The organism is Caulobacter sp. GSs2, from assembly GCF_058680895.1.
Genome location: NZ_JBZWJL010000003.1, coordinates 83,418 through 104,897, shown reverse-complemented (window position 1 = coordinate 104,897; position 21,480 = coordinate 83,418). Strand labels below are relative to the sequence as shown.

Here is a 21,480-nt window from a genome sequence, read left to right as displayed (position 1 = left end):
GAAGAGGCGGACCTTGCCGGCGCTTGGCCTGGCGCTGACGATGCTGGCCGGTTGCGGAGAACACGGGAAAACAGTCGATCGGGAACCGTCGGCGGTGCGTCTGCCGACCACAGTGGTCCAGCGCGCCGATCTGCCCGATTTCGACGCCATTCCCGGCGCCGTCACATCGGACGACAGGGTCGATATTTCCTCGCGCGTCACCGGTTATGTGCTCCTGATCGCCGTTCATGAAGGCCAATCCGTCCGGCGAGGCCAGGTGCTGGCGCGGATCGACGCCAGAGAGATCGATGAAGCGATACGACAAGCGCGCGCCGGTCTTTCAGCCGCCCAGGCCGACCTTGCCCACGCCGAAGAGGATGTCGTCGCTCAGGAACCGCTGGCGCAGACGGGTGCGATATCGAGAGATGTGTTCCGTGGCGCCAGCTTGCGGCGTGACGTCGCGCGCTCGACGGTCGCCAGGGCGCAGGCCGCGCTTGGCGCCGCCGAGGCCCAGCGGTCTTATGTCACGATCGCCAGCCCGATCGACGGGGTTATTGTCGCCCAGTCCGGACAAGCCGGAGAGTTGGCGACGCCCGGGCGCACGCTCGTCACCGTGGAGGCGCGTCGCCGCCTGCTGTTCAAGATGTTTGTGCCGGAAGCCGATGTCCGGCGCATTGCCGTCGATGCGCCGATCGAGGTGCGCCTCGACGGCCTCGGCGACCGCACCCTGAGCGGCGTCGTGCGTGGCATCGTACCGTCGGGCGATACCACAACGCGGCGCTATGAGGTGGATATCGCACTGCCGCCGGACCCCGGTCTCATGCCGGGCATGTTCGGCCGCGCCCGGCTCGTGACCGGCCGAAGGCAATCGCCCCGGGTCCCGGCCAGCGCCATCGTCGAGCGCGGGGGACTGATCGGTGTTTTCGTGGTTGGGAAGGACGGCCGCGTCGCCTTCCGGTGGTTGCGGACGGGCAAGGAGGCGGACGGATACGTCGAGATCGCCTCGGGCCTGGTGGGCGGCGAGACGATCCTGGCTCGCGCCGATGCTTCTGTGCGTGACGGCGCGAGATTGGTTCAGGGGCCGCGAACGCGATGAGTGTTCCTCGGCTGAATCTGGCGGGGCGGCTGGCCAGCAGCTTCATCACATCCAAGTTGACGATCGTCTTCATCGTCGGCGTCCTGATGGCTGGCGTCTTCGCCGTTGCGCTGACACCGCGCGAAGAGAACCCGCAAATCGTCGTCCCTGGCGCGGTTGTCACCGTCGCGCTGCCGGGTGCTTCGGCGCAAGAGGTGGATCAGCTGATTGTCGGTCCTCTCGAAGGCATTCTCAGCGAGATGTCCGGCGTGGACCATACATACGGCGTCGCGCGCAATTCGCTGGGCGCGGTGCAGGTGCAATTCAAGGTCGGGGAATCCCCGGAGGATTCCCTCGTCAAACTCTACAATCGAGTGATGGCGAACCGCGAACGCCTACCGGCGGGCGCCGGGATTCCGACGATCCGGGCGGTGGATGCCGACGACGTTCCAGTTGTCACCGTCACGCTCGCGTCCAACGCCTATGACGACTATGGGCTCAAGCGCGTCGCCGATCGCATGGCCGAGCGTCTGCGAAGCCTGCCCGATGTTTCCGTCGTCAGCGTTCGCGGAGGCCGTGACCGGGAGATCGGCGTCGCTTTCGATCCTGAACGGCTTGTCGCCTTCTCCATCGCGCTGCCGCAGGCCTATGCGGCCATCACCGCCAACAACCTGTCCACACCGCTATCCGGGCCACTGCGCAACGGCAAGGTCGAGACGGTCCAGCTGCGCGGCGCGTTCGCGTCTGTCGATGACGTGCGCGATCTGGTCGTCGGGGTCCACGCCAGCCGACCGGTCTATGTGCGCGACGTCGCCATCGTCACCGACGGCCCTCCCATCGAAATCACGGCGCTGAGCCGGTTCGCCTTCGGTTCCGCCGACACGCGCGCCCGACATGCGGGCACGGGGGAAATGCCGGCGGTGACCATCGCCGTCGCCAAGAAGAAGGGCGCCAATGCGGTTCTCGTCTCCAGGAGCGTCGTCGATCGAATAGATCGGATGCAGCAATCCTTTGTGCCGAAGGGTATCCATGTCGTCGTGACCCGCGATGACGGGAAGAAGGCCGACGCCGCCGTCAATGTTCTGATCGAGCATCTGGCCATCGCGTTGTTCACGGTGAGCCTGATCATGGTGCTGTTCCTGGGCTGGCGTGAAGCGCTGATCGTGACGCTGACCGTGCCGCTGATCTTCTCGATCACGCTCGCCGCGGACTATTTCGGCGGCGTCACCATCAACCGGGTGACGCTCTTTGCCCTCATCCTTGCCCTTGGCCTGCTGGTCGACGCGGCCATCGTCGTCATCGAGAACATTCACCGGCACTATAACTCCGCCTCATCCTTGACCAAGCAACAGGCGACGATCCTGGCCACCAACGAGATTGGCAACGCGACCAATCTAGCCACCTTGGCGGTGATGCTGGTGTTCGGGTCGCTCTTTCTCGTGACAGGCATGGCGGGGGACTATTTCTATCCCGTCGCCTACAACGTCCCCATCGCCATGGCCGGTTCGATCGTCGTGGCCTATATCGTGACGCCATGGGCGGCCAATCGCTGGCTCCGCCGTCATCCCGCAGCTGATGGTGGCGAGCCCGACGATGGCCACGGCCATGGTCATCGCGATTGGATGCAGCGCCTCTATCTGCGCCTGATCGGTCCGCTCCAATTCAACCGACGGGCCCGTCGGGGGCTGGCCCTGGCCATCTTCGCCTTGATCCTCGTTTCGTCACTCCAGGGCGCCTGGCAGTTCATCCGTCCTTCCGGCGTCAGCGGCGCAGTCTCGCCGCTCGGTGTCGCGCTCGGCTTCATGCCGAAGGACAACAAGAACACCTTCAACATCGTCATCAGCATGGCGGAAACCACCCCCGTCGAGGAAACCGACCGAATGGTCCGTGAAATCGGCCGCTTGCTCTCCACCAATCCGAACGTCACCAACTATCAAAGCTGGATCGGACAATCGGGGGTCGTCGATTTCAACGGTCTGCTGCAGGGCACCGCCGACCGGCGGGGCGGCGATGTCGCCGAGATCCGGGTCAATCTCGTCGACAAGCATGCACGGCGCCTGAGCTCCATAGAGATCGTGCGGGCGATGCGGCCGAAGGTGGACGAGATCCGGGCCAGCTACCCTGGTGCGCGCGTCCGTCTGGTCGAGGATCCTCCAGGGCCGCCGGTGCGCGCGACGGTGCTGGCCGAGATATACGGACCAGAGTCCGAGGGACTGAGGCGCCTGTCGACCAAGGTCGAGACGGAGTTCGCCAGGACGTTCGACATGGTGGACATCTCGAACACCGAACCTGTCGACGTGGTCGAGCAGGTGCTGGTGCCCGACAGGGAAAAGGCCGCCCTCTCGGGCGTTTCTGTGGCGCAGATCGCCGAGTTGCTGCGGCTCGTCTATGGCGGTGACCTGGTCGGGCGGGCGCACCCGGCCGACGAGCGCAACCCGGTCGATATTCGCGCCTATGTCCCGCGTCGACACGCCGTCGATCCGACAAAACTGGACGGCCTGTTCGTGAACAACACGTCGGGTCAGCCCGTGGCCTTGTCCGAGCTGGTGAAAGTCTCATCTTCGACCGCCGATCGGCCGATCCAGCGCAAGGATAACGAACGCGTCGCCTTTGTCGGGGGCGAGTTGTCGCAAAGCGTACCGCTCTATGCCGTTCTCGATCTGAACCGGCGCCTTTCCGGCATCAACGGGCCCGACGGGCAGCCGCTTACGACCGGCAACCTGAGTTTCAACCCCCGGGCGCCCGACACCATCGACGGCTATCAATTGCTGTGGGATGGCGAGATGCGCATGACCCTCGATATCTATCGCGACATGATCGTCGCCCTGGGCGTCGCCCTGACTGCGGTCTATCTGTTGTTGGTGGCCTATTATCGGTCATTCCTGATTCCGATGATCGTCATGTCCTCCGTTCCGCTCGGGATCATCGGAATCTTTCCGGGCCACTGGCTTCTTGGGGTCGACTTCTCGGCCACGTCCATCATCGGGATCATCGCCCTGTCGGGGGTGGTGATTCGAAACTCGCTGCTGATTGTCGATTTCATCCAGGAGAATTTGAAGCAGGGCATGACGTTGGACGAGGCGGTCCGCATGGCTGGCGCCGTCCGGCTGCGCCCGATCATCCTGACGACCCTCGCCATCGTCCTTGGGTCGGCGATCATGGTGAGCGATCCCGTCTTCGGCGGTCTCGCCATTTCGCTGATCTTCGGGACGCTCGTGTCCACGGCCCTGACCGTGTTCGTTGTGCCCATCCTCTACCAGCTGAACGCAGTGCGCCGCCCAAAAGGCGCTGCGCTCAGTGAATGAACTGTGCGGGAAAGACTTCCCCCCGCTCAGCTATTTTTGATTTGGCGCAAAGACCGTGACGACGAAACCCGATACGCAAAAAGCCCTGAATTCACCGGAGACGCAGGACCATGATGCTCAAGAAGCTGCTGACCGTATCTGCGATGATCGGCGTCTTCGCAAGCGCGGGCTGTCAGGCCAAGAAGCCTGAGGAGGCCGCCAAACAAGCTGCGGAAGGTGCGCGTAGTGAATTCGACAAGGCAGCCTTGAGCGCCAAGGCGACCACCGAGAAGGCGCGAACGGCGACGCAGGCGGCGGTCGAGACAGCGACTCGCAATGCTGAAAGGACGCGCAAGGCGGTCAGCGTAGCTTCCTCGGAAGCATGGGCTGCGGCGGTGCAGGCGGCCCAGGACGCGCAGACCGCCGCCGCGCTTGCCGCCCGTCAGTCGAAAGAAGCCCACCGCCAGGCGGGCGCGGAGTCACGAGTCGCCGCGCAAGCCGCATCCGAGGCGGCAGGGACTGCGGCGAAGGCGGCTGAAGAAGCTTCCGCCCGGACGGCGGACGCGGCCAAGACAGCGGCTGAGGCCCGGCTGGACGCCTCGGCCCAGACTGTGGCTGCGGCAAGGGAGGCCGCCCGAAAGGCCGTCGAAGCCGCCGATAAGGCGGCCCTAGCCGCTAGGGAGGCGGCTCGAAAGGCCGAGGAAGCTGCCAAAGAGGAATCGGCCAAGGCTGGGTGAAGAGGCCCCGTAGAAATCTATACTTTTCCTCAAATCGCTGATCGAGAGGTTTCCCATGTCCGAATCCAACCGCCCCACTACGATCCAAGATAAACTGATGGCTGATGTGAAGCTTATCGTCGCCGATGCCGAGGCGCTTTTGCATGCCACCGCCGATCAAGCGGAAGAGAAGGTCACGGACTTGCGCGCGCGCCTTCAGGCAAACCTGAAGGCGGCCCAGGATCGACTTGCCGAGGCGGAAACGACGCTTATGGACGCGACCGCCGAAACCTTCCGCGCAGCCGTGGTTGCGTCTGCGTTGGCGACCTCGGAAGCCGCCAACAAAGCTTCTGAAGCTGCCGGGGAGGCAGCCCAGAAGGCCGAGGAAGCAGTCCAAAAGGCGGCCGAGTTTGGCAAGGACGCCGCGAAGCACGCTGCTGAAGCCGCGAGAGATGCGGCTCGGAAAGCGGCGGCGGCAGCCAGAGAGACGGCTGTCAAAGCACTGGATGCGGTGGGGAAAATGGCCAGGGAGGCCAAAGATCTTATCAATTAGTTGCTTCATGCCCCGGCCCGATCGGGATCACTCCGCAGCGTCTTTGACCCAAGTGACCGCATTCGCGCGATCATTGTTGAATATGCGGCGCTCGCCTCGTCCGAAGGCGATCCTCGAATGGTATTCGATGCGGGTTCGGGACACCAAGTTTGGTACCCCTCCGGTGAAGCTTTCAGTTACCCACATCTCTCTGGACGAGATTTGCCCCCATTGAATCTTCTGTGATTCTGTCTGTGACGCCGATTCGCGGAGGGTCACATATGAGCGGGAACACGGTAGCCGGCGACGCAGGCTGGCATGACGACGAAGTCGTTTCGGCGGGGCTGCCGGACAGACGGGGTCGTGTCCCAGATGGTGGTGTAGCTCCCCGGCGGTAGCGGAGCCGCTCGCGACGCGCGCCTTCCCCATGGCGCCGTAGCGAGCGAGCGAGGGACCAATCCTCATCCTGCAGGACACCACCGAGTTCATCTACAGCCGCGCGCAGCCAGGCAAGGTCGGCTTCACCAAGACCATCAACGCCGGGGGCTATAAAGCAGGTCAGCCCAACACGGTGACCTTGTGCGGGGTATTGATGCACGCGAGCCTGGCCGTGACCATCAGCGGAACGCCGCTCGGGCTGACGGCGGCGAAGTTCTGGACACGCACGAAATTCAAGGGGACCCAGGCACTCAAGCGCCATGTGAACCCCACCCGCGTGCCGATAGGGACAGATAGAGACGAAGGAAAGCTATCGCTTGGCTAGAGAACCTGCGCCAATCAATGTCGCTCATCGGCACTCCAGAACGCTGCGTACATGTGGCTGACCGCGAGAGCGACATCTACGAACTCTTTTGTCTGGCGCAGGATCTCGGCACTCGATTTGTGGTGCGGGTGCAGACCAATCGGTTGGCCACCGCGCCTGCCGGCGCCGAGCCGCAGGATAGGGCGCATCGGGTCTTCACCCAGCTCTCGACCGCGCCCTGGGCGGGACGCCATTTTGTTACGATCGGACAGGGGGAGACCGCGTGCGTCCACGTAAAGTTTGCCGCCATCGAGACCTTGCCGCCCATTGGCAAGCAGAAGCGATATAGTCCTCAGCCACTCACCTATATCCACGCCCTTGAGATCGACCCGCCGGCAGACCGTCCTCCAATCGACTGGAAGCTGGTGACCAATCTGCCTGTCGATGACCTCGCCACCGCGGTTGAAAAGCTCGAATGGTATGCCCTGCGCTGGAAGGTTGAGGTGTTCCATAAGATGATGAAATCGGGCTGCCGCGCCGAAGAGGCAAGGGCTTGAGACCGCCGAGCGGCTGACTAAGTTCCTCGCCCTCGTTGCGATGGTCAGTTGGCGCATCTTCTTCATCACCATGTCGGCAAGGGCAAATCCCGAGGCGGAGCCGGAGGCAGTCCTCACCTCTGCTGAAATTGCGACCCTTGACGCCATCGACGCGGCGCGCACCAAGCCGCGCATCCTCCGCAGAACCCTCGCGACCTATCTGCTCCAGATCGCAATGCTCGGCGGCTACCTTGCCCGAAACCACGACCCGCCGCCCGGAAACATGGTCGTCTGGCGAGGCCTAACCCGCCTCAATGACATCGCCTTCGGCATCTCAATCGGTACGCACCGACGATGTGGGTAATTGAAAGCTTCACCGGAGGGGTACCAAGTTTGCAACGCGGCCGCTCTTCTGGCGAACGGCCCCGCTCCTCTGGTGCTGGACGATGGTAAGTTCCGCCGTGCGAGAGCACGGGGCACCTCAAGGGTGTAACATGACATCTGGCGTGATGCGATTGGATGGTAGCGAGCGCTATTCCTCAGTGCGCGGGCCCCGTAGGCGGCCCTACGACAATGTCTCCGCCTGTTGTTCCGTCCAGTCACTATCGGTGCGATGCGTGTTCGCTTGCGTGATTTTCGGACCGTTCATGGCATGAGGAAATTCGGCGGGGCATTGCATCCAGAAAAGCGCATTGGTCGGAATGATCATACTGCGATAATATTATATTCACCGCAGGATGCCGATCTGTTCAGCTTTTAGAAGCGCTTGAACCCTGTTCTTGACTTGTAGCTTCAAAAATATATTGCGAATATGCCATTTAACAGTGTCCTCACTTATACGATGCTTCTCAGCTATATCACGATTTGAGAATCCTTCTTTGATTCTTTGAATCATCGCTAGTTCCTTCCTTGTAAGAACAATAGAAATCTCGCCGTTTGGCGAACGAACGTTACGGTCGCCCGGCCCGGGCTCCCGGTGCCCTAATTCCGACTCGGTCGGAATTAGGTTCAACAGCGGCGCCGAGATCGACCCGAATGCCTCTAGAAACTCCCGCTCATCAAGCAACGTGCGATAACACCCGGAGCGGGAGGCGATATCGACCGCATCTGCCGCACGCTGCTCGGCGATGGTCGGCCTTTCTGTCCCTGCGTAGGCAAGGGCGGTGCAGAGCAGCGCGGAAATCTCGAGTCTACCCAGTTCGAAGCGTCGTGCGTGGTCCAAAGCAACGTTCGCAAGTCGGTTAGCGAGGTGGAACCTTCCGGATCGTGCTGCAATGCGAGCCTCCGTCAGCGATTGTCGTGCCCTGAGATACGGACCGTGAGACGTGAGAAAGATGGGGTCGCTGCGGTTCGGCAATATGGCGGACGCCTTCTCCGCGCGCTCCACAACGAACAAATCCGCGAGCGTCAACCGCGCGAGAACCTCAAGCCGCAAAAAGCCGAATTCCCCCGCTATCACGCGCATCTCTTGAAGACGCCCGATAGCGCCCTTTAGATCGCCATTGTTGCGGTCAATTGCCGCAGCGGTGCGATAAGCCGAGAATATAAAATCGACAACGCCATGCTGTCGCACAAATTCAAGAATGTCGTCGATGCGTATATTTATGCCGTCTAGTCTGTTGGCCTCGTATTGAATTTCAAGTTCCAGGGTGTTCAAGAGATTTGCAGAGAATGGCGTGCTGTTGATGTTTGCGTTCTCATCCTTTCTCGCCATTCGCAATAACTCGGCGCCCGAACGCACGTCGCCCTTCGCGAGGGCCGAATAAATTGTAGCACTGTGAAGCCAGCCCAGGGCATAGCGATGATCGGCTATGTTGTTTATCGAAGTTGCGTCAAAGGTTAATTTAATTTGATCATCAAATCGGTGCTCGCTCCCCGCGATGAAGCAAAGACATGTGAGGATGGCGCCCTTGCAGACGAGATCCGCGTCGCCATGGAGCTTTACCCAAGCTTCACATTGAAGCCGGCTTTCAATCAAGTTATCGGCGGTCGCCATGCCAATGGCGGCAACGAGATCGCGCCAACACTCTACTTTTCGTCGTGTTTGTTGATCAAAAAACTCTAGGTCAACCGCTCGCAAGTCGGCCAGCAGCCCTGCCGCCCGCTCATGGTCGTGGCTAAAAATCTGGGACCACGCCAAGCCAAGGGCGATCGTTGGCGCTCCGAACACGACGGGAGCGGAAAAGCTGCCTTGCCATGATTGGATCAGATCTATCTCACCCTGCCGAAGGGCAATATCCATCATGTTTTCAGATGCGATCTCAGCGGCCGATTCGCTCTCGCCGGCGCGAAATGAAAGACTGATACCTTCGCGGCTGTTGCTCTTTTGACTTTGCCATTGAGCGGCGCGCGCGAGCAGGCTTGGCTCAATGCCGCCATGCTGCACCGAAAATCTGTGCTCGAGAAATTCGCGGAGCAAAGGATGGAACTCGTACGCGGTCTGTGATCGGTTCAGCGGTCGCAAAACCATATGCTCGGCGGAAAGTATGTCGATATAGAAAGCTCCATCGTTTCTGCGAAACACATGGTTGAAATATTCTGCCGATATCGATCCTAGAATTGAGGCGCAAACACAGAAGTCCAGGATGTCATTCGTGAGTGAATTCAGTACCGTTCCCCTGAAATATCTATCCAGATCAATGTCTCTACCGGTGACACGGTCGGCTATAAGGTGGTCGGTCGCGGCCTGGGTTTCTGACGCCACTTGTATCAATAAGCAGAAGATTTCGGGCCATCCTTCGGTGCGCTTCCAAAGCGAATGAATTTCAGTTTCTGAGACTATTGGCCTTTCCCGACGGCAAGCGACCGCTTTCGCTTCGTCGAATGTGAAGGCCAGTGCGTCGCCCCTCAGCTCGCGGACAGCCTGCCGGGCCTTCATTCGGGCAAAGCCGACGTCCGCCGACGTCGCCACGATGAATTCCACCTCGCCCGGAGCCGCGAGCATAAAATCCTCGATCTGGTCGATCGAATGCCAACCAAACTCGAGATCGTCGAGGCAGATGAGGATCTTCGATCCTGGTGGATACCTGATTTCCCCGAGCCAGTCGGCGAGTTCATGCAGGTTGCTAGGCCTTTCCCTCAGCCGTGATGGGGGCGTGCTGTGGAGGGCGGATTGGCTGGTTGCAGATATCTGCTCGTATATGGGTTCCGCGAGCAGTTGCGGATCGCGCCCGAATTGCTCGATCGAAACCCATGCCGTCGCAGCGCAGGCGTGCCGTTGTTCGGCCCAGTACTGGGCCATTGCGACACTTTTTCCGTAGCCAGTAGGGGCGCGAAGAAGATGGCAGCGCGTCGCCATATCGGTGGCGAAGAGGCGAGGCCGCGGAAGGCGTCCGGAGACGAGCGACGCCACTCGCTCATTGATAGGGCTTGTGGGAGGTGTGCACTTTGTCGGGGGCAGGGCGGTCTCCTGGGGCCGCATTTCAGATTCTCGCGAATGAGCTGAACCGGGCTCATCCGCTCGAATGCCTTGCACTTTGGTAGCTACCTTGTCTGCCTTTACATGCGCCATTGGAGCGGACCTATAGCAGCAGGTCGCCCGTGCGCAAAACAGAGCCACTCTTTAGTGTGGGCTATGGGCCGGCTGGCCGACCGCAGACCCTTTCTCGCAGCACGTCGGCGTTTGAGGACAGCGTCCATGACGCCAAATTTCTGTCTCCGGGTGTTAGTTAGGTCGCGATCTCCGTCAGGGCCTTAGCCGGGTCGTCCAGCTTGCCGAGGTCAACCGACTTGCGACTGGCGATCAGTTGTTTGCCGAAGATGAAATCCTGCGGCGAGTTGATCGCCTCGACGCATTGGATCTGATCGCCCTTCAGATGGAAGAGGGCGAACTTGGCCGTGGCGGGATCGCCGCGAAGAAGGACGCGATCGACGTCGAAGGCGTAGCCGGCGATCTGCAGCTTCAGATCGTACTGGTCCGACCACTGCCATGGCGTCTCGACCGGCGGGGGCGCGCGGCCGACGATGGCGCTGGCCGCCTGCTTGGCCTGTTCGATCGCGTTGGGCACGCTCTCCATGCGAAACATGCGATCATAGATGGGCATCGGCCGGCAGGCCACATCGCCGATGGCGAAGATCGCCGGATCCGCGGTGCGGGCTTCCAGATCGACGATGACGCCGCGGGCGGTGTCTAGCCCGGCGTCCCGCGCGATCTCGTCATTAGGCGTGGCGCCGACGCCGATCAGGGCGGCGTCGCAGGCGATCGTGCGGCCGTCGTCGAGCTTGACGCCGGTGACGCGTCCGTCCCGCCCCTCGAAGCCTAAGACCGTCGCCCCCAGTTCGAAGCCGACGCCTCTCTTTCGGTGGTAGTCGAGGAAAAATGCGGAAAGCTCCTGGCCGGCGACCCGGGCGAGCAGCCGCGCCTCGCGTTCGATCACCACCACCTCCGCGTCGAGCGCGCGCGCCGACGCCGCGACTTCCAGACCGATATAGCCGCCGCCGATCACGGCCAGCCTCAGTCCGGGGCCGATGGCCGCCCTGAGCCGTTCGGCGTCGGCGGCCGTGCGCAACTCCAGCACCCCGGCGAGGTTCGAACCCGCTACCGGCAGTTTTATCGGCCGCGCGCCCGTGGCGATGATCAGGAAGTCGTAGGTCAGAACTTCACCTGTCGACAGACTCACCGCCTTGGTCTGGCGCGCCAGCTTTTCCGCGCGAACACCGGGCCGGAAGTCGATGCCATGCCCGGCGTAGAACTCCGCCGGCTTCAAGGGGAGCGATACTGCGCCGGAGCCGTCTCTGAGCCAGGCCTTGGACAGCGGCGGGCGATGGTAGGGCGCGATGGGCTCCGCACCCACAAGGGTGATGGATCCCTCGAATCCATACTGGCGAAGCAGGGCGGCGGCCGTTCCTCCGGCGTGACCTGCGCCAAGGATCAATACATGTGCGTCCGATCGGTTCATAGGAACCCCTCTCCAAAACCGAGCGCCTCGTGCAGACTTCCAGACACCAGCCGCGACTGCGCGCCTGTTTCAGAGTAGGGGGCTCGAAGGAGGTTAAAAACCACACTTTAGTGGGGTTGTTCCGTGACCTTGATGAACCCCATTTGCTGGGAACGGTCAATTAGAACCGATTTTAGAACACAGTGAATGTGTCTTCATTGGGATGAGGAGAACGCCGGATGAGCACCATCGCACGAAATCCGTCCGCCGATAACGCGCCAGATCGCTATGTGGACAGGAAACGCTATCTATGGATGTTGTCGGTCGTCTGGCCGGCAGCGCCATTGATCGGCCTCTACCTTGTTAGTATGACAGGGTTGGGCGTGTTTTACGCCTTTACGCTTGTCGTCTGGTATGCCGTCATTCCGGCTCTGGACGTCTTGTTTGGGAACGATCCGAATAATCCTCCGGAGGCGGCTGTGGCGCGCCTCGAGGCGGATCGGTATTATCGAGTTCTCACCTATCTTACCGTCCCCGTGCATTATGCCTCGCTCATCGTCTCGGCATGGTGGGTGGCGACCCAGCCGATGGCCTGGTGGGAGGTTGTCGCGCTTGCCTTGTCCTTGGGCATCGTCAACGGCTTGGCGCTGAACACCGGCCATGAATTGGGACACAAGAAGGAAGCCTTCGACCGCTGGATGGCCAAGATCGTTCTGGCCGTGGTCGGCTATGGCCACTTCTTCATCGAGCACAACAAGGGTCATCATCGCGACGTTGCGACCCCCGAAGATCCCGCTACGTCCAGGATGGGTGAGAGCATCTATAAATTCTCGCTGCGCGAAATCCCGGGTGCCTTCAAGCGCGCCTGGAATCTGGAAAAGGTGCGGCTGGAGCGCGTGGGCAAGGGTGTCTGGAGCCTGAACAACGAAATCATCCCGCCGCTGCTGATTACCGTGGTTCTCTACACCTCCCTTTTGCTGGCGTTCGGACCCGACCCCAAGCTGCTGGTGTTCTTGCCCATCCAGATCGCCTTCGGATGGTGGCAGCTGACCAGCGCGAACTACATCGAACACTATGGGCTGCTGCGTCAGAAGATGGCGGATGGTCGTTATGAACGCGCCCAGCCCCGGCATTCCTGGAACAGCAATCACATTGCTTCGAACCTGATCCTGTTCCATCTTCAAAGGCATTCGGATCATCACGCCCACCCGACCCGCAGCTACCAGTCGCTCCGGGACTTCCCCAGCCTGCCCGAGTTGCCGACCGGCTACCCCGGCATGTTCTTCATCGCGATGATCCCGCCCGTATTCCGGACCGTTATGGATCGCCGCGTCGTGGCATGGGCCGGCGGGGATCTCAGCAAGATCCAGATCGACGGCGCGCGTAGGAAGCAGATCGACCGCAAGTTCGGTGCGGCTTCCCGTCAGTCGGGTCGGATAGCGGTCGAGTAGGCATCTGACTTAGGCGGCGACCCGAGGAGGCTCGTACCGAGCCTCCTCGGCTGACGGTCGCGGGCGGGGCTGGCGTCCCAACAATGGGATGCTTGATGATCGCACCGTCGCCAGCAGTCTATCCCGGACATTGTCAAAACATTAAGTACATAAAGGAACTGGGCGCTATGGCGCGGTATCAATGTCCCGATTGCAGCTACGTCTACGATGAGGTGAAGGGGGAAGCCCACGAGGGTTTCCCGCCCCATACGCCATGGGCGCAAATTCCCGAAGATTGGGCCTGCCCCGATTGTGCGGTGCGCGAAAAGCCAGACTTCATTCCACTAGGCTTAGCCGTGGCCAAGAGAAAACGATGACACGGGACAGCCTGGAACCAGACCCGTCGGGGGCAGTGGTGGAAGCTGAGCCATTCGCGAAATGGCACTGTGTAACCTGTGGTCACATCTACGATGAGGCGCTCGGCGATCCCGACACGGGGGTGGCGCCCGGCACCCGCTGGGCGGACGTCCCGACCGACTGGTACTGCCCTGACTGCGGCGCGACGAAGGAAGCCTACGAAATTTATAGGTGATCCACCCGAGTGGACGACCGTCTTTCGGCTCGGCCGTCCGGCAATTCCTGGGGGGGGGCAGAATTGGGGTTCGTGCGGTCGCCGCCGATCGCCAGGTCATTTCGTCGTCGAGAGGGCGATCAATTCCCTGTTCCCCTCCCAGAACCGATCGGCCATCGAGAACGGGGCGAATTCACACGCAAGCGCGGAAAATGACGAATGAAAACGGGGAAGACGATGTTTGACTACATCATTGTTGGGGCAGGATCCGCGGGATGTCTGTTGGCCGAACGACTGTCGGCGAATCCAAAGACCCGTGTCTGCCTGCTCGAGGCGGGGCCACCAGATCGCAGCGCATTGATACACATGCCGATCGGCATCGCCCTTCTCTCTAAGAGCAAGACGCTCAACTGGGCCTTCGACACCGAACCCCAGGCCCATCTCGACGATCGCCGGCTCTTCTGGCCGCGCGGCAAGACGCTCGGTGGGTCCAGTTCGATCAACGCCATGGTCTACATCCGCGGCCATCGGGACGACTATGACGCTTGGGGAGAGGCGGCCGACCCAATCTGGTCCTATAAGAATGTACTCCCGCTGTTCAAGGCGATGGAGTCGAACGAAAGATTTGGGGATGGCGAATTCCATGGCGCTGACGGCGAGCTTCACGTCAGCGATCTGCGAACCCTCAATCCCCTGAGCAAGGCTTTCGTCGAAGCCGGACAACAGATCCAGTTTCCGCATCGCTTCGATTTCAATGGGGAGACGCAGGAAGGCGTTGGCCTGTATCAGGTGACCCAGCACAAAGGGCAGCGCTGGAGTTCCGCCCGCGCCTTCCTGTCCAAAGCCAAGAGCCGGCCCAACCTCAGGATCATCACGGGCGCACGGGCGACCCGAATCATCCTGGAGGGCCGGAAAGCCGTTGGCGTGACCTATGTCAAGCGGGGCAAGCTGATCGATGTAACAACCAAGGGCGGGGAGGTCATTCTTTCTGGCGGAGCCGTGAACTCACCTCAGTTGCTGTTGCTTTCCGGCATCGGCGGAGCGGCCGAATTGAACGCCTTAGGTATTCCGGTGGTTGTGGACCTCCCCGCAGTCGGAAAAAATCTGCAGGATCACCTTGATATCACGATCATGCATGAAGCGAACGACCGAACACCAATTGGCATCGCACCATCATTCATTCCGCGAGCCTTGGCTGGAGCGCTGTCCTATGCCTTCCTTCGAAAGGGTTTCTTGACAAGCAATGTTGCCGAGGCCGGCGGCTTCGTCAAAAGCTCCCACGGACAGAAACGACCAAATCTGCAGTTTCACTTTCTGCCCACCCTCTTGAAAGATCATGGGCGGGAGCTCGCGCTCGGCTATGGCTATACCTTGCATGTCTGCGACCTTCTGCCCAAGAGCCGCGGTCGCATCGGGCTCAAGAGCCGCGACCCGCTTGAGGATCCGTTGATCGATCCAGGCTACCTGTCTGCCCCCGAAGACATCCAAACCATGATCTCGGCGGTGAAAATCGGCAGGCAAATTCTGTCTGCTCCGTCAATGGCGGCCTATTCGAAGACCGAACTGGTCCCAGGACACTCGGTCCAGAGCGACGCGGACATCGTGGCGGATATCCGCCGGAGGGCTGAAACCATCTATCACCCCGTGGGAACATGCCGGATGGGGCGTGATCCGCAGTCGGTTGTTGATCCGGCCCTCCGGGTGCGCGGCATACAAGGCCTTCGGGTCGTCGATGCCTCCGTCATGCCGACGCTGGTGGCCGGCAACACCAACGCCCCGACGATGATGATCGCGGAAAGAGCCGCAGAACTCATTCTCGGCAAGACGAAACTCGAGTCAGGCGGTTCCGGAGAGGCCCCTCATTAGTCCAGCGTAAAAAAAGACGGGCCGGAATCACGCGCAGCAGTCACGGCTCCAGACACCTGAGTCCACCAAAAACCATCAACAATTGCCGATCCCTCCAACAGGGACGGCGCGCTTTTCGGGAGGAAAGTTCCATGAGTCAGAATGGCAAACCCAAATCCATACGGCTTTCGCAGTTCGTTGCGGCGGTCGTTGTCCTGAGCGCACTTTCCGCCCAGGCCGCCTCGGCTCAGGATGCAGGAGGGTTCAAGCGGTGGGCCGTAAGTTTGAACGCAACCAGGGTCGCTGTGAGCGAGAATGCCCCAGACATTAAGTTGGCCGGAGGACTTGTCCCGGCTTCCAATGTGGAGATCGGGGACGCCACTTCAGCGACCGTCGATGTCGGATATTTTTTCACGCCGAATGTCGCAGCCGACTTATTACTCGGCATACCCGCTACCGCCGAAATCGCCGGCGCCGGTTCGCTTGAGCCTCTCGGGATGCTTGCCAAGGTTAACTACGGCCCAGTTATCTTGTCGGTTCAATACCATTTCAACGATCTTGGCCCGGTTCATCCTTATCTAGGTTTGGGCGTGGGGCGGATCGTCTTTCTGAATGAACGCGACAGAGCCCTGACCAACTTCAGCATCGATGACAGTTGGGCACCCGCGGCCCAAGTAGGCGTTCGTTACGAGCTTGGCGCAGCTTGGATGTTGAACGCCGACGTGCGGTACGTCCCCTTTTCGACGCACGCCTCCGGCCTACTGGGCATTGCGCCGGTCCGGACAACCCTCGATATCGACCCAATCCTGGCGAATGTCGGAGTGACCTACCGATTCTGATTGGCCCGTTCGTGTCGCATGCTCAGCGGGCTTTTTTCTTGGCGTGAACCCGCGATATGGGCGCCTGCCTTCCGGCGTGGCGGTCGCCATGGAGGTTGATGAGCAAGTGTTGCGCGGGGCGTGCGCATGGGAAGGCTACCGCTTTTATGACTACCGTTTTCGTAAGGAGCATCCAAATGTTGGGTCTGATGATGGACCGCCCGCTGCTTATCTCACAGCTCATCGAGCATGCGGCTGAGTATCATGGAGAAAACGAGATCGTGTCGCGGTCCGTCGAAGGCCCGATTCACCGGTACACCTATGCCGACGCCGCCAGACGCTCGCGCCAGCTAGCTAACGCGCTCAAGGCGCTGGGCGTCGCTCCGGGCGACCGTGTCGGTACACTGGCGTGGAACGGCTATCGGCATCTCGAGATCTATTTCGCGGTCTCCGGGAGCGGTGCCATCTGCCACACACTTAATCCGCGCCTCTTTCCGGAGCAGATCGCGTACATTATCAACCATGCCGATGACCGGTTCATCTTCGTCGATCTGAACGCGCTCGCCATTCTTGAAGGGCTCCGCGGTGATCTGGCCGACGTGCAGGGTATCATCGTGATGACCGACCGCGCGCACATGCCAGCCAACAGCGTCCTGCCCAATCTGCTGTGTTACGAGGACCTGGTGACCGCCCAGGACGAGGGGTTTGACTGGCCAGAGTTCGATGAGAACACCGCCGCGTCGCTCTGCTACACTTCCGGGACCACAGGGGACCCGAAAGGTGTGCTTTACAGTCACCGTTCAACCATCCTTCATGCCTATGCCATAAACGGAGCCAATGCGCTGGGCCTTACGGCCGACGACACGATCCTACCGGTCGTGCCGATGTTCCATGCCAACGCCTGGGGCATTCCATATGCAGCCCCGATGGTCGGCGCCAAGCTTGTGTTCCCAGGCTTCAAAATGGACGGCGCCAGTCTGTACGAGCTGTTCGACAGCGAAGACGTCACCATCGCCGCAGGCGTGCCCACGGTTTGGCTCGAACTGTTGCGCTATTGCGAAGCCACCGGCGAGCGGTTGGAAAAACTGCAGCGCACGCTGATCGGCGGCTCGGCGCCGCCGCGCGCCATGGTCGAGCGCTTTGACAAGGAGCACGGGGTGCGCGTGTTGCAGGGCTGGGGCATGACGGAGATGAGTCCGCTGGGTACGATTACCTCGATGCGGCGCGGCGAGCGCGATCTGCCAGCGGAGGCGCAATACGACCTGATCGCCAAGCAGGGTCGACCGATCTTCGGCGTCAGCTTGAAGATGGTCGATGACGCGGGTCGCGAGTTGCCCAAGGACGGCTTGGCGTTCGGAAACCTGCTGGTCCAAGGTCCGTGGGTCGCGAGATCCTACTTTCGTGGCGAAGGCGCCTCGGCGTTCACCAGAGATGGATGGTTTCACACAGGGGATGTCTGCACGCTCAATCCGAATGGCTATATGACGATCACCGACCGCTCCAAGGACGTGATCAAATCGGGCGGCGAGTGGATCAGCTCGATCGACCTGGAGAATGTCGCGATGGGCCACCCTGCTGTCCAAGAGGCGGCGGTGATTGGTATCGCCGATGCCAAATGGGATGAGCGTCCGCTGCTCGTTGTTGTGAGACGACCTGATTCGAAGGTGACGCGCGAGGCGTTGCTGAATTCGTTTGAGGGGAAGGTCGCAAAGTGGTGGATTCCGGATGATGTCGTCTTCGTTGATAGTCTGCCGCACACCGCGACCGGAAAACTTCTTAAGACGAAACTCAGGGCAGATTTTTGCGATTACAAAGCGCCCGGGCCAGCAGTACGACATGGCGCTGGCCTGTGACATGATCGACGGCCTCACCGCCCAATATATCCTGGCCGACAAGGCTTATGACGCCGATCGGTTTTACCTGAAGATCATCCAGCAGGGCGGCGACCCCATCGTCGCCGCCTCGCCGCCATCGCGTACGCGTCCGGTGATGCTTTCAGTTACCCACATCGTCGGTGCGTACCGATTGTGACCTGCCCCTGATTTTTTCCTCCACGCGGAGCTAGTGGATTGAATCCAACACTTGGTGCCCGCGAGCTGCGGCGGCGATGATTTTATCTGGGTCGGCGGTCCAGACGAAGGGCTTTGGCTGCTGGTTGTGATCGGCGACGAAGCGGTCGACGACGCCCTTGAAGACGCCGCGTTTGAGGCGGCGCTTGGTCAGGATCGCGAAGAAGCCTTCGACGGCGTTGAGCCAACTGGCCGAGGTGGGCGTGAAATGGAACGTCCATCGCGGATGGCGGCCCAACCAGGCGATCACCTTGGGGTGCCTGTGGGTGGCATAGTTGTCGAGGATGGCGTGGACGGTCTTGCCGGCCGGGACTTCGCGCTCGACGGCGTTGAGAAAGCGGATGAACTCCTGATGCCGGTGGCGCTGCATGCAGCGGCCGATGACCTTGCCTTCCAGAACGTCGAAGGCGGCGAACAGGGTGGTTGTGCCGTGGCGCTTGTAATCATGGGTCATGGTTCCGGCTCGCCCCTTCTTCAGCGGCAGGCCAGGCTGGGTGCGGTCCAGCGCCTGGATCTGCGACTTCTCATCGACGCTGAGCACCACGGCGTGGGCCGGCGGATCGACATAGAGGCCGACGATGTCGCGGACCTTGGCTGCGCATTCCAGTGATCGTGGGCGCCGATTCCACGTGATCGTGGGCGGTCTGGAGCCTGACCGACGGGGGCTATGGAGTCAGGGGTTTTGGTCTGCGTCAAGAGCGCGGCGGCCAGTGATTTTGCGCATGCGCCCCGCGTGCGTGGGCGTTACTTCTTTGTTGACATGAGCTTGCGAGGAAAGGACCGCGCAGGCCCAGAGGGAGGCCCTGTTGGTGCGGTCAAGGGTGCGGCCAGTGCCCTTTGAGCCTTGCAGATTGAACCGCGGGCAGGCGCATGAACCCTCTGATGCTTGAGGTGCCGTCGTCTTTGACGGGTTCCGGGGCGACCATCGCAAGACGTGATCTCCTTATTGTCCTGCGGGCTGACCATGGCCGCTGGACTCCGCATCGATCCGCAGCGCGAGACCAGCGAACATGACGTCGATCGCAGCCGCCAGATAGGCCCTTCTGCCAGCCTTGGTGTTCTTGAACGCCAGTCGCCGAAGAATGCGGTGTCTCGGTGCGGTGACGAGTGCGTTAAAGGCGAAGGTGGCCGCGAAGCCGGGGTCCTGCAGGGCCAACTCACCTCGGCTGGTGCCTTCTTCGAGTATGGCCTGGATCATGCCAATGGCGACATATACCGATCGTGCATAGACCACCTCCTGGAGGGCGGACCTTTCCTGGCCGATCCATACCACCAGGTTCTCCAACCCGACGATCTCAGGCTTGAGCGCCGTCTCCAGCAGCTTGACCCCCAGATCGAGCAGCCGCTCCTGGGCGGTCTCGCCAGTGATCGTCGTCGAGCGGCCCCATAGTCCAGGGTCGTATCCTTAGCCCGCTCTCGGCCAAGGGTGCGGGTGAGCTGGTCGCGGTCCTTGAAGTCGTCGGCGCCGTAGTGAACCGCCAATGTCTCGCGGTGCCGGCTCATCCCGACATAGGCGGCGTGACGGTCCAGGCCGTCGCTGGCCAGCAAGTGGCCGTGGTCCACGGTGATGCCCTGGCTCTTACGGATGGTGGAGCCATAGCCGTGGTCGATGTGGGCATAGTCCTTCAGGTCGAACCGGACCTCGCGCCGATCGGCGCCATCAACGCGCACGGCGAGGCTCGAACCTTCGATCTTTTCCACGGTCCCGAGGGATCCGTTTTTCACGCCCATGGATCGCTCGTTGCGAAGGAACATCACCCGATCGCCGGGGGCGAAGGACCGCGCGCCGCGCTCGGTCTGCACCGCCTGGTCGGTGCCGAGCGCGCCAGCGTCTCGCATCCGGCCGCGAGCGAGCTGATTCAGTTCGGCCACGTCAACGCGGGTGTGGGTGAGCATCACCTGGCTGGCCTCCGGCCGGGCCTGGCGCACCGAATCCCAGCCGTCCACGAGGGCGCTGCGGGCGGCCTCCCGTGTCTCGTGGCCCCGCACCATGCCGACGGCCTCGTAGCGGTCCAGGGCGGCGCCTGTGCGGCCCGTGGCCAGCTCGCGCGTCGCCTCCCGATGCCAGTCCACGCGCTGGCGCCGGATTTCGGTGATCTCGGCCGCGCCGTGGCGCTCGGTGAGCGCCCGGAACGCCGCGCCGGCCTCAATCGCCTGAAGTTGCTCGGCGTCGCCGACCAGCACCACCTTGGCGCCGGCGGCGTCAGCCGCCGATAGCACCCGCTCCATCTGGCGCGAGCCGATCATCCCGGCCTCGTCGATCACCAGCACGTCGCGCGCGGTGAGCCCGTCCCTCCCTTGCGCCCACCCATGCTCGAGACTGGCGATCGTCCGCGAGCCGATACCCGAACCGCCCTCCAGGCTCTCCGCCGCGATCCCCGACAAGGCCGCGCCGCGCACTTGGTAGCCCTGCGCCTCCCACGCCTCGTGGGCCACGCCCAGCATGGCGCTCTTGCCGGTGCCGGCGTAGCCGACAACCATAGCAAGATCACCTGCGCCCGTGATATGATCAAGTGCGTCTCGCTGTGATCCCCTCAGATCGAGCCCGCGACGCTCGCCGGCGACCAAGGCCTCCCCCAAGGCCGCCGGCGAAACCTTGTGTCCGTCGCGCCGCGCCGGCGTCTCGGCCGACCGCTCCAGCCGCTGCTCGACCCCCAGCATTTCGCGGGTGCTGAACCGCTCGCGGCCGGCGCCGTCCTTGCCGAGCGCGACCAGCTCGGGCGAGGTTTTCACCGCACTCATGGCCTGGCTGAACTGATCGGCGTCGTCGGTGTGCCGGTGAACGAACCGCGCCAGGTCGTGGTCGGTGAACGTGCTCTGCTGCCGGGTGATGGCGTCCAGGGCGACGTTCGGCTCGGCGATGATCTTCTCGCCGTTGCGCCGGGCGATCTGGCGGTGATCGAACGCCCGCACGGCGTCCTCGGGTCTGTGACCCTCGCCTCGGTCCAGGCGCCGTGCGCCGGCCGGGCCGATCTTGTGCTGCGGCTCCAGGCCTTCCCGTAAACT

The 21,480-nt window shown here is 61.8% G+C and carries 13 protein-coding genes and 4 pseudogenes; 12 read left to right on the top strand and 5 right to left on the bottom strand.

What is annotated here, in order from left to right:
• Positions 1 to 13 precede the first annotated feature (13 nt).
• From ACW17Z_RS20335 to ACW17Z_RS20310, 6 genes are all read left to right on the top strand, one after another.
• Positions 14 to 1,075, top strand: coding sequence for an efflux RND transporter periplasmic adaptor subunit (locus ACW17Z_RS20335; protein ID WP_242922519.1), 1,062 nt, complete (start codon positions 14 to 16; stop codon positions 1,073 to 1,075).
• Positions 1,072 to 4,359, top strand: coding sequence for an efflux RND transporter permease subunit (locus ACW17Z_RS20330; RefSeq protein WP_242922517.1), 3,288 nt, complete (start codon positions 1,072 to 1,074; stop codon positions 4,357 to 4,359). The genes ACW17Z_RS20335 and ACW17Z_RS20330 overlap by 4 nt, the downstream gene beginning before the upstream one ends.
• A 110-nt stretch (positions 4,360 to 4,469) precedes the next feature.
• Complete coding sequence (locus ACW17Z_RS20325; RefSeq protein ID WP_242922515.1) at positions 4,470 to 5,075, top strand: hypothetical protein; 606 nt, start codon at positions 4,470 to 4,472, stop codon at positions 5,073 to 5,075.
• Positions 5,076 to 5,130: 55 nt separating this feature from the next.
• Positions 5,131 to 5,607 (top strand): DUF883 family protein, encoded by a 477-nt coding sequence (locus ACW17Z_RS20320; RefSeq protein ID WP_242922513.1) that lies wholly within the window; start codon positions 5,131 to 5,133, stop codon positions 5,605 to 5,607.
• A 759-nt stretch (positions 5,608 to 6,366) separates the two neighbouring features.
• On the top strand, positions 6,367 to 6,885 hold the full coding sequence (locus ACW17Z_RS20315) for a hypothetical protein (RefSeq protein WP_492058870.1): 519 nt from the start codon (positions 6,367 to 6,369) through the stop codon (positions 6,883 to 6,885).
• A gap of 40 nt (positions 6,886 to 6,925) precedes the next feature.
• Complete coding sequence (locus tag ACW17Z_RS20310; RefSeq protein WP_492058868.1) at positions 6,926 to 7,228, top strand: hypothetical protein; 303 nt, start codon at positions 6,926 to 6,928, stop codon at positions 7,226 to 7,228.
• Between the two features lie 363 nt (positions 7,229 to 7,591).
• Here the strand turns inward: ACW17Z_RS20310 and ACW17Z_RS20305 are convergent, their stop codons facing one another.
• Both ACW17Z_RS20305 and ACW17Z_RS20300 read right to left on the bottom strand, forming a co-directional pair.
• Positions 7,592 to 10,105 (bottom strand): helix-turn-helix transcriptional regulator, encoded by a 2,514-nt coding sequence (locus ACW17Z_RS20305; protein ID WP_492058867.1) that lies wholly within the window; start codon positions 10,103 to 10,105, stop codon positions 7,592 to 7,594.
• Positions 10,106 to 10,532: 427 nt separating this feature from the next.
• Positions 10,533 to 11,762, bottom strand: a complete 1,230-nt coding sequence (locus ACW17Z_RS20300) for an NAD(P)/FAD-dependent oxidoreductase (protein ID WP_492058865.1) — start codon at positions 11,760 to 11,762, stop codon at positions 10,533 to 10,535.
• A 218-nt stretch (positions 11,763 to 11,980) separates the two neighbouring features.
• On the opposite strand from ACW17Z_RS20300, the gene ACW17Z_RS20295 reads away from it, so the two are divergent.
• From ACW17Z_RS20295 to ACW17Z_RS20270, 6 genes and pseudogenes are all read left to right on the top strand, one after another.
• Positions 11,981 to 13,192 carry an alkane 1-monooxygenase gene (locus ACW17Z_RS20295; protein ID WP_492058864.1) on the top strand — a complete coding sequence of 404 codons (1,212 nt, stop codon included), beginning with the start codon at positions 11,981 to 11,983 and terminating at the stop codon, positions 13,190 to 13,192.
• Positions 13,193 to 13,359: 167 nt separating this feature from the next.
• Positions 13,360 to 13,763: pseudogene (locus ACW17Z_RS20290) on the top strand (rubredoxin).
• Positions 13,764 to 13,979: 216 nt separating this feature from the next.
• Complete coding sequence (locus ACW17Z_RS20285) at positions 13,980 to 15,608, top strand: GMC family oxidoreductase (RefSeq protein WP_492058862.1); 1,629 nt, start codon at positions 13,980 to 13,982, stop codon at positions 15,606 to 15,608.
• Positions 15,609 to 15,739: 131 nt separating this feature from the next.
• Positions 15,740 to 16,426, top strand: coding sequence for an OmpW/AlkL family protein (locus ACW17Z_RS20280; protein ID WP_492058860.1), 687 nt, complete (start codon positions 15,740 to 15,742; stop codon positions 16,424 to 16,426).
• Positions 16,427 to 16,602: 176 nt separating this feature from the next.
• Positions 16,603 to 18,258, top strand: a complete 1,656-nt coding sequence (locus ACW17Z_RS20275) for a 3-(methylthio)propionyl-CoA ligase (protein WP_492058858.1) — start codon at positions 16,603 to 16,605, stop codon at positions 18,256 to 18,258.
• Positions 18,224 to 18,386, top strand: a pseudogene (locus ACW17Z_RS20270) (IS5/IS1182 family transposase); the annotation flags it as partial. The gene ACW17Z_RS20275 and the pseudogene ACW17Z_RS20270, both read left to right, overlap by 35 nt.
• An 80-nt stretch (positions 18,387 to 18,466) precedes the next feature.
• Here ACW17Z_RS20270 and ACW17Z_RS20265 read toward each other — a convergent pair.
• The 3 genes and pseudogenes from ACW17Z_RS20265 to traA all read right to left on the bottom strand — a co-directional run.
• Positions 18,467 to 19,072: pseudogene (locus tag ACW17Z_RS20265) on the bottom strand (IS630 family transposase); the annotation flags it as partial.
• A 345-nt stretch (positions 19,073 to 19,417) separates the two neighbouring features.
• The gene (locus ACW17Z_RS20260) at positions 19,418 to 19,768 is read right to left on the bottom strand and encodes a TetR/AcrR family transcriptional regulator C-terminal domain-containing protein (protein ID WP_492059036.1); all 351 of its coding nucleotides are present in this window, start codon (positions 19,766 to 19,768) and stop codon (positions 19,418 to 19,420) included.
• A gap of 83 nt (positions 19,769 to 19,851) precedes the next feature.
• Positions 19,852 to 21,465 (bottom strand): annotated as a pseudogene (gene traA, locus ACW17Z_RS20255) (Ti-type conjugative transfer relaxase TraA); the annotation flags it as partial.
• Between the last annotated feature and the right edge of the window lie 15 nt (positions 21,466 to 21,480).

Bases quoted from the DNA above. Each gene is read 5' to 3' on its own strand.
- ACW17Z_RS20330 (WP_242922517.1), top strand. From the start codon at position 1,072: ATGAGTGTTCCTCGGCTGAATCTGGCGGGGCGGCTGGCCAGCAGCTTC.
- ACW17Z_RS20325 (WP_242922515.1), top strand. From the start codon at position 4,470: ATGATGCTCAAGAAGCTGCTGACCGTATCTGCGATGATCGGCGTCTTC.
- ACW17Z_RS20320 (WP_242922513.1), top strand. From the start codon at position 5,131: ATGTCCGAATCCAACCGCCCCACTACGATCCAAGATAAACTGATGGCT.
- ACW17Z_RS20315 (WP_492058870.1), top strand. From the start codon at position 6,367: ATGTCGCTCATCGGCACTCCAGAACGCTGCGTACATGTGGCTGACCGC.
- ACW17Z_RS20310 (WP_492058868.1), top strand. From the start codon at position 6,926: ATGGTCAGTTGGCGCATCTTCTTCATCACCATGTCGGCAAGGGCAAAT.
- ACW17Z_RS20305 (WP_492058867.1), bottom strand. From the start codon at position 10,105: ATGGCCCAGTACTGGGCCGAACAACGGCACGCCTGCGCTGCGACGGCA.
- ACW17Z_RS20300 (WP_492058865.1), bottom strand. From the start codon at position 11,762: ATGAACCGATCGGACGCACATGTATTGATCCTTGGCGCAGGTCACGCC.
- ACW17Z_RS20295 (WP_492058864.1), top strand. From the start codon at position 11,981: ATGAGCACCATCGCACGAAATCCGTCCGCCGATAACGCGCCAGATCGC.
- ACW17Z_RS20285 (WP_492058862.1), top strand. From the start codon at position 13,980: ATGTTTGACTACATCATTGTTGGGGCAGGATCCGCGGGATGTCTGTTG.
- ACW17Z_RS20280 (WP_492058860.1), top strand. From the start codon at position 15,740: ATGAGTCAGAATGGCAAACCCAAATCCATACGGCTTTCGCAGTTCGTT.
- ACW17Z_RS20275 (WP_492058858.1), top strand. From the start codon at position 16,603: ATGTTGGGTCTGATGATGGACCGCCCGCTGCTTATCTCACAGCTCATC.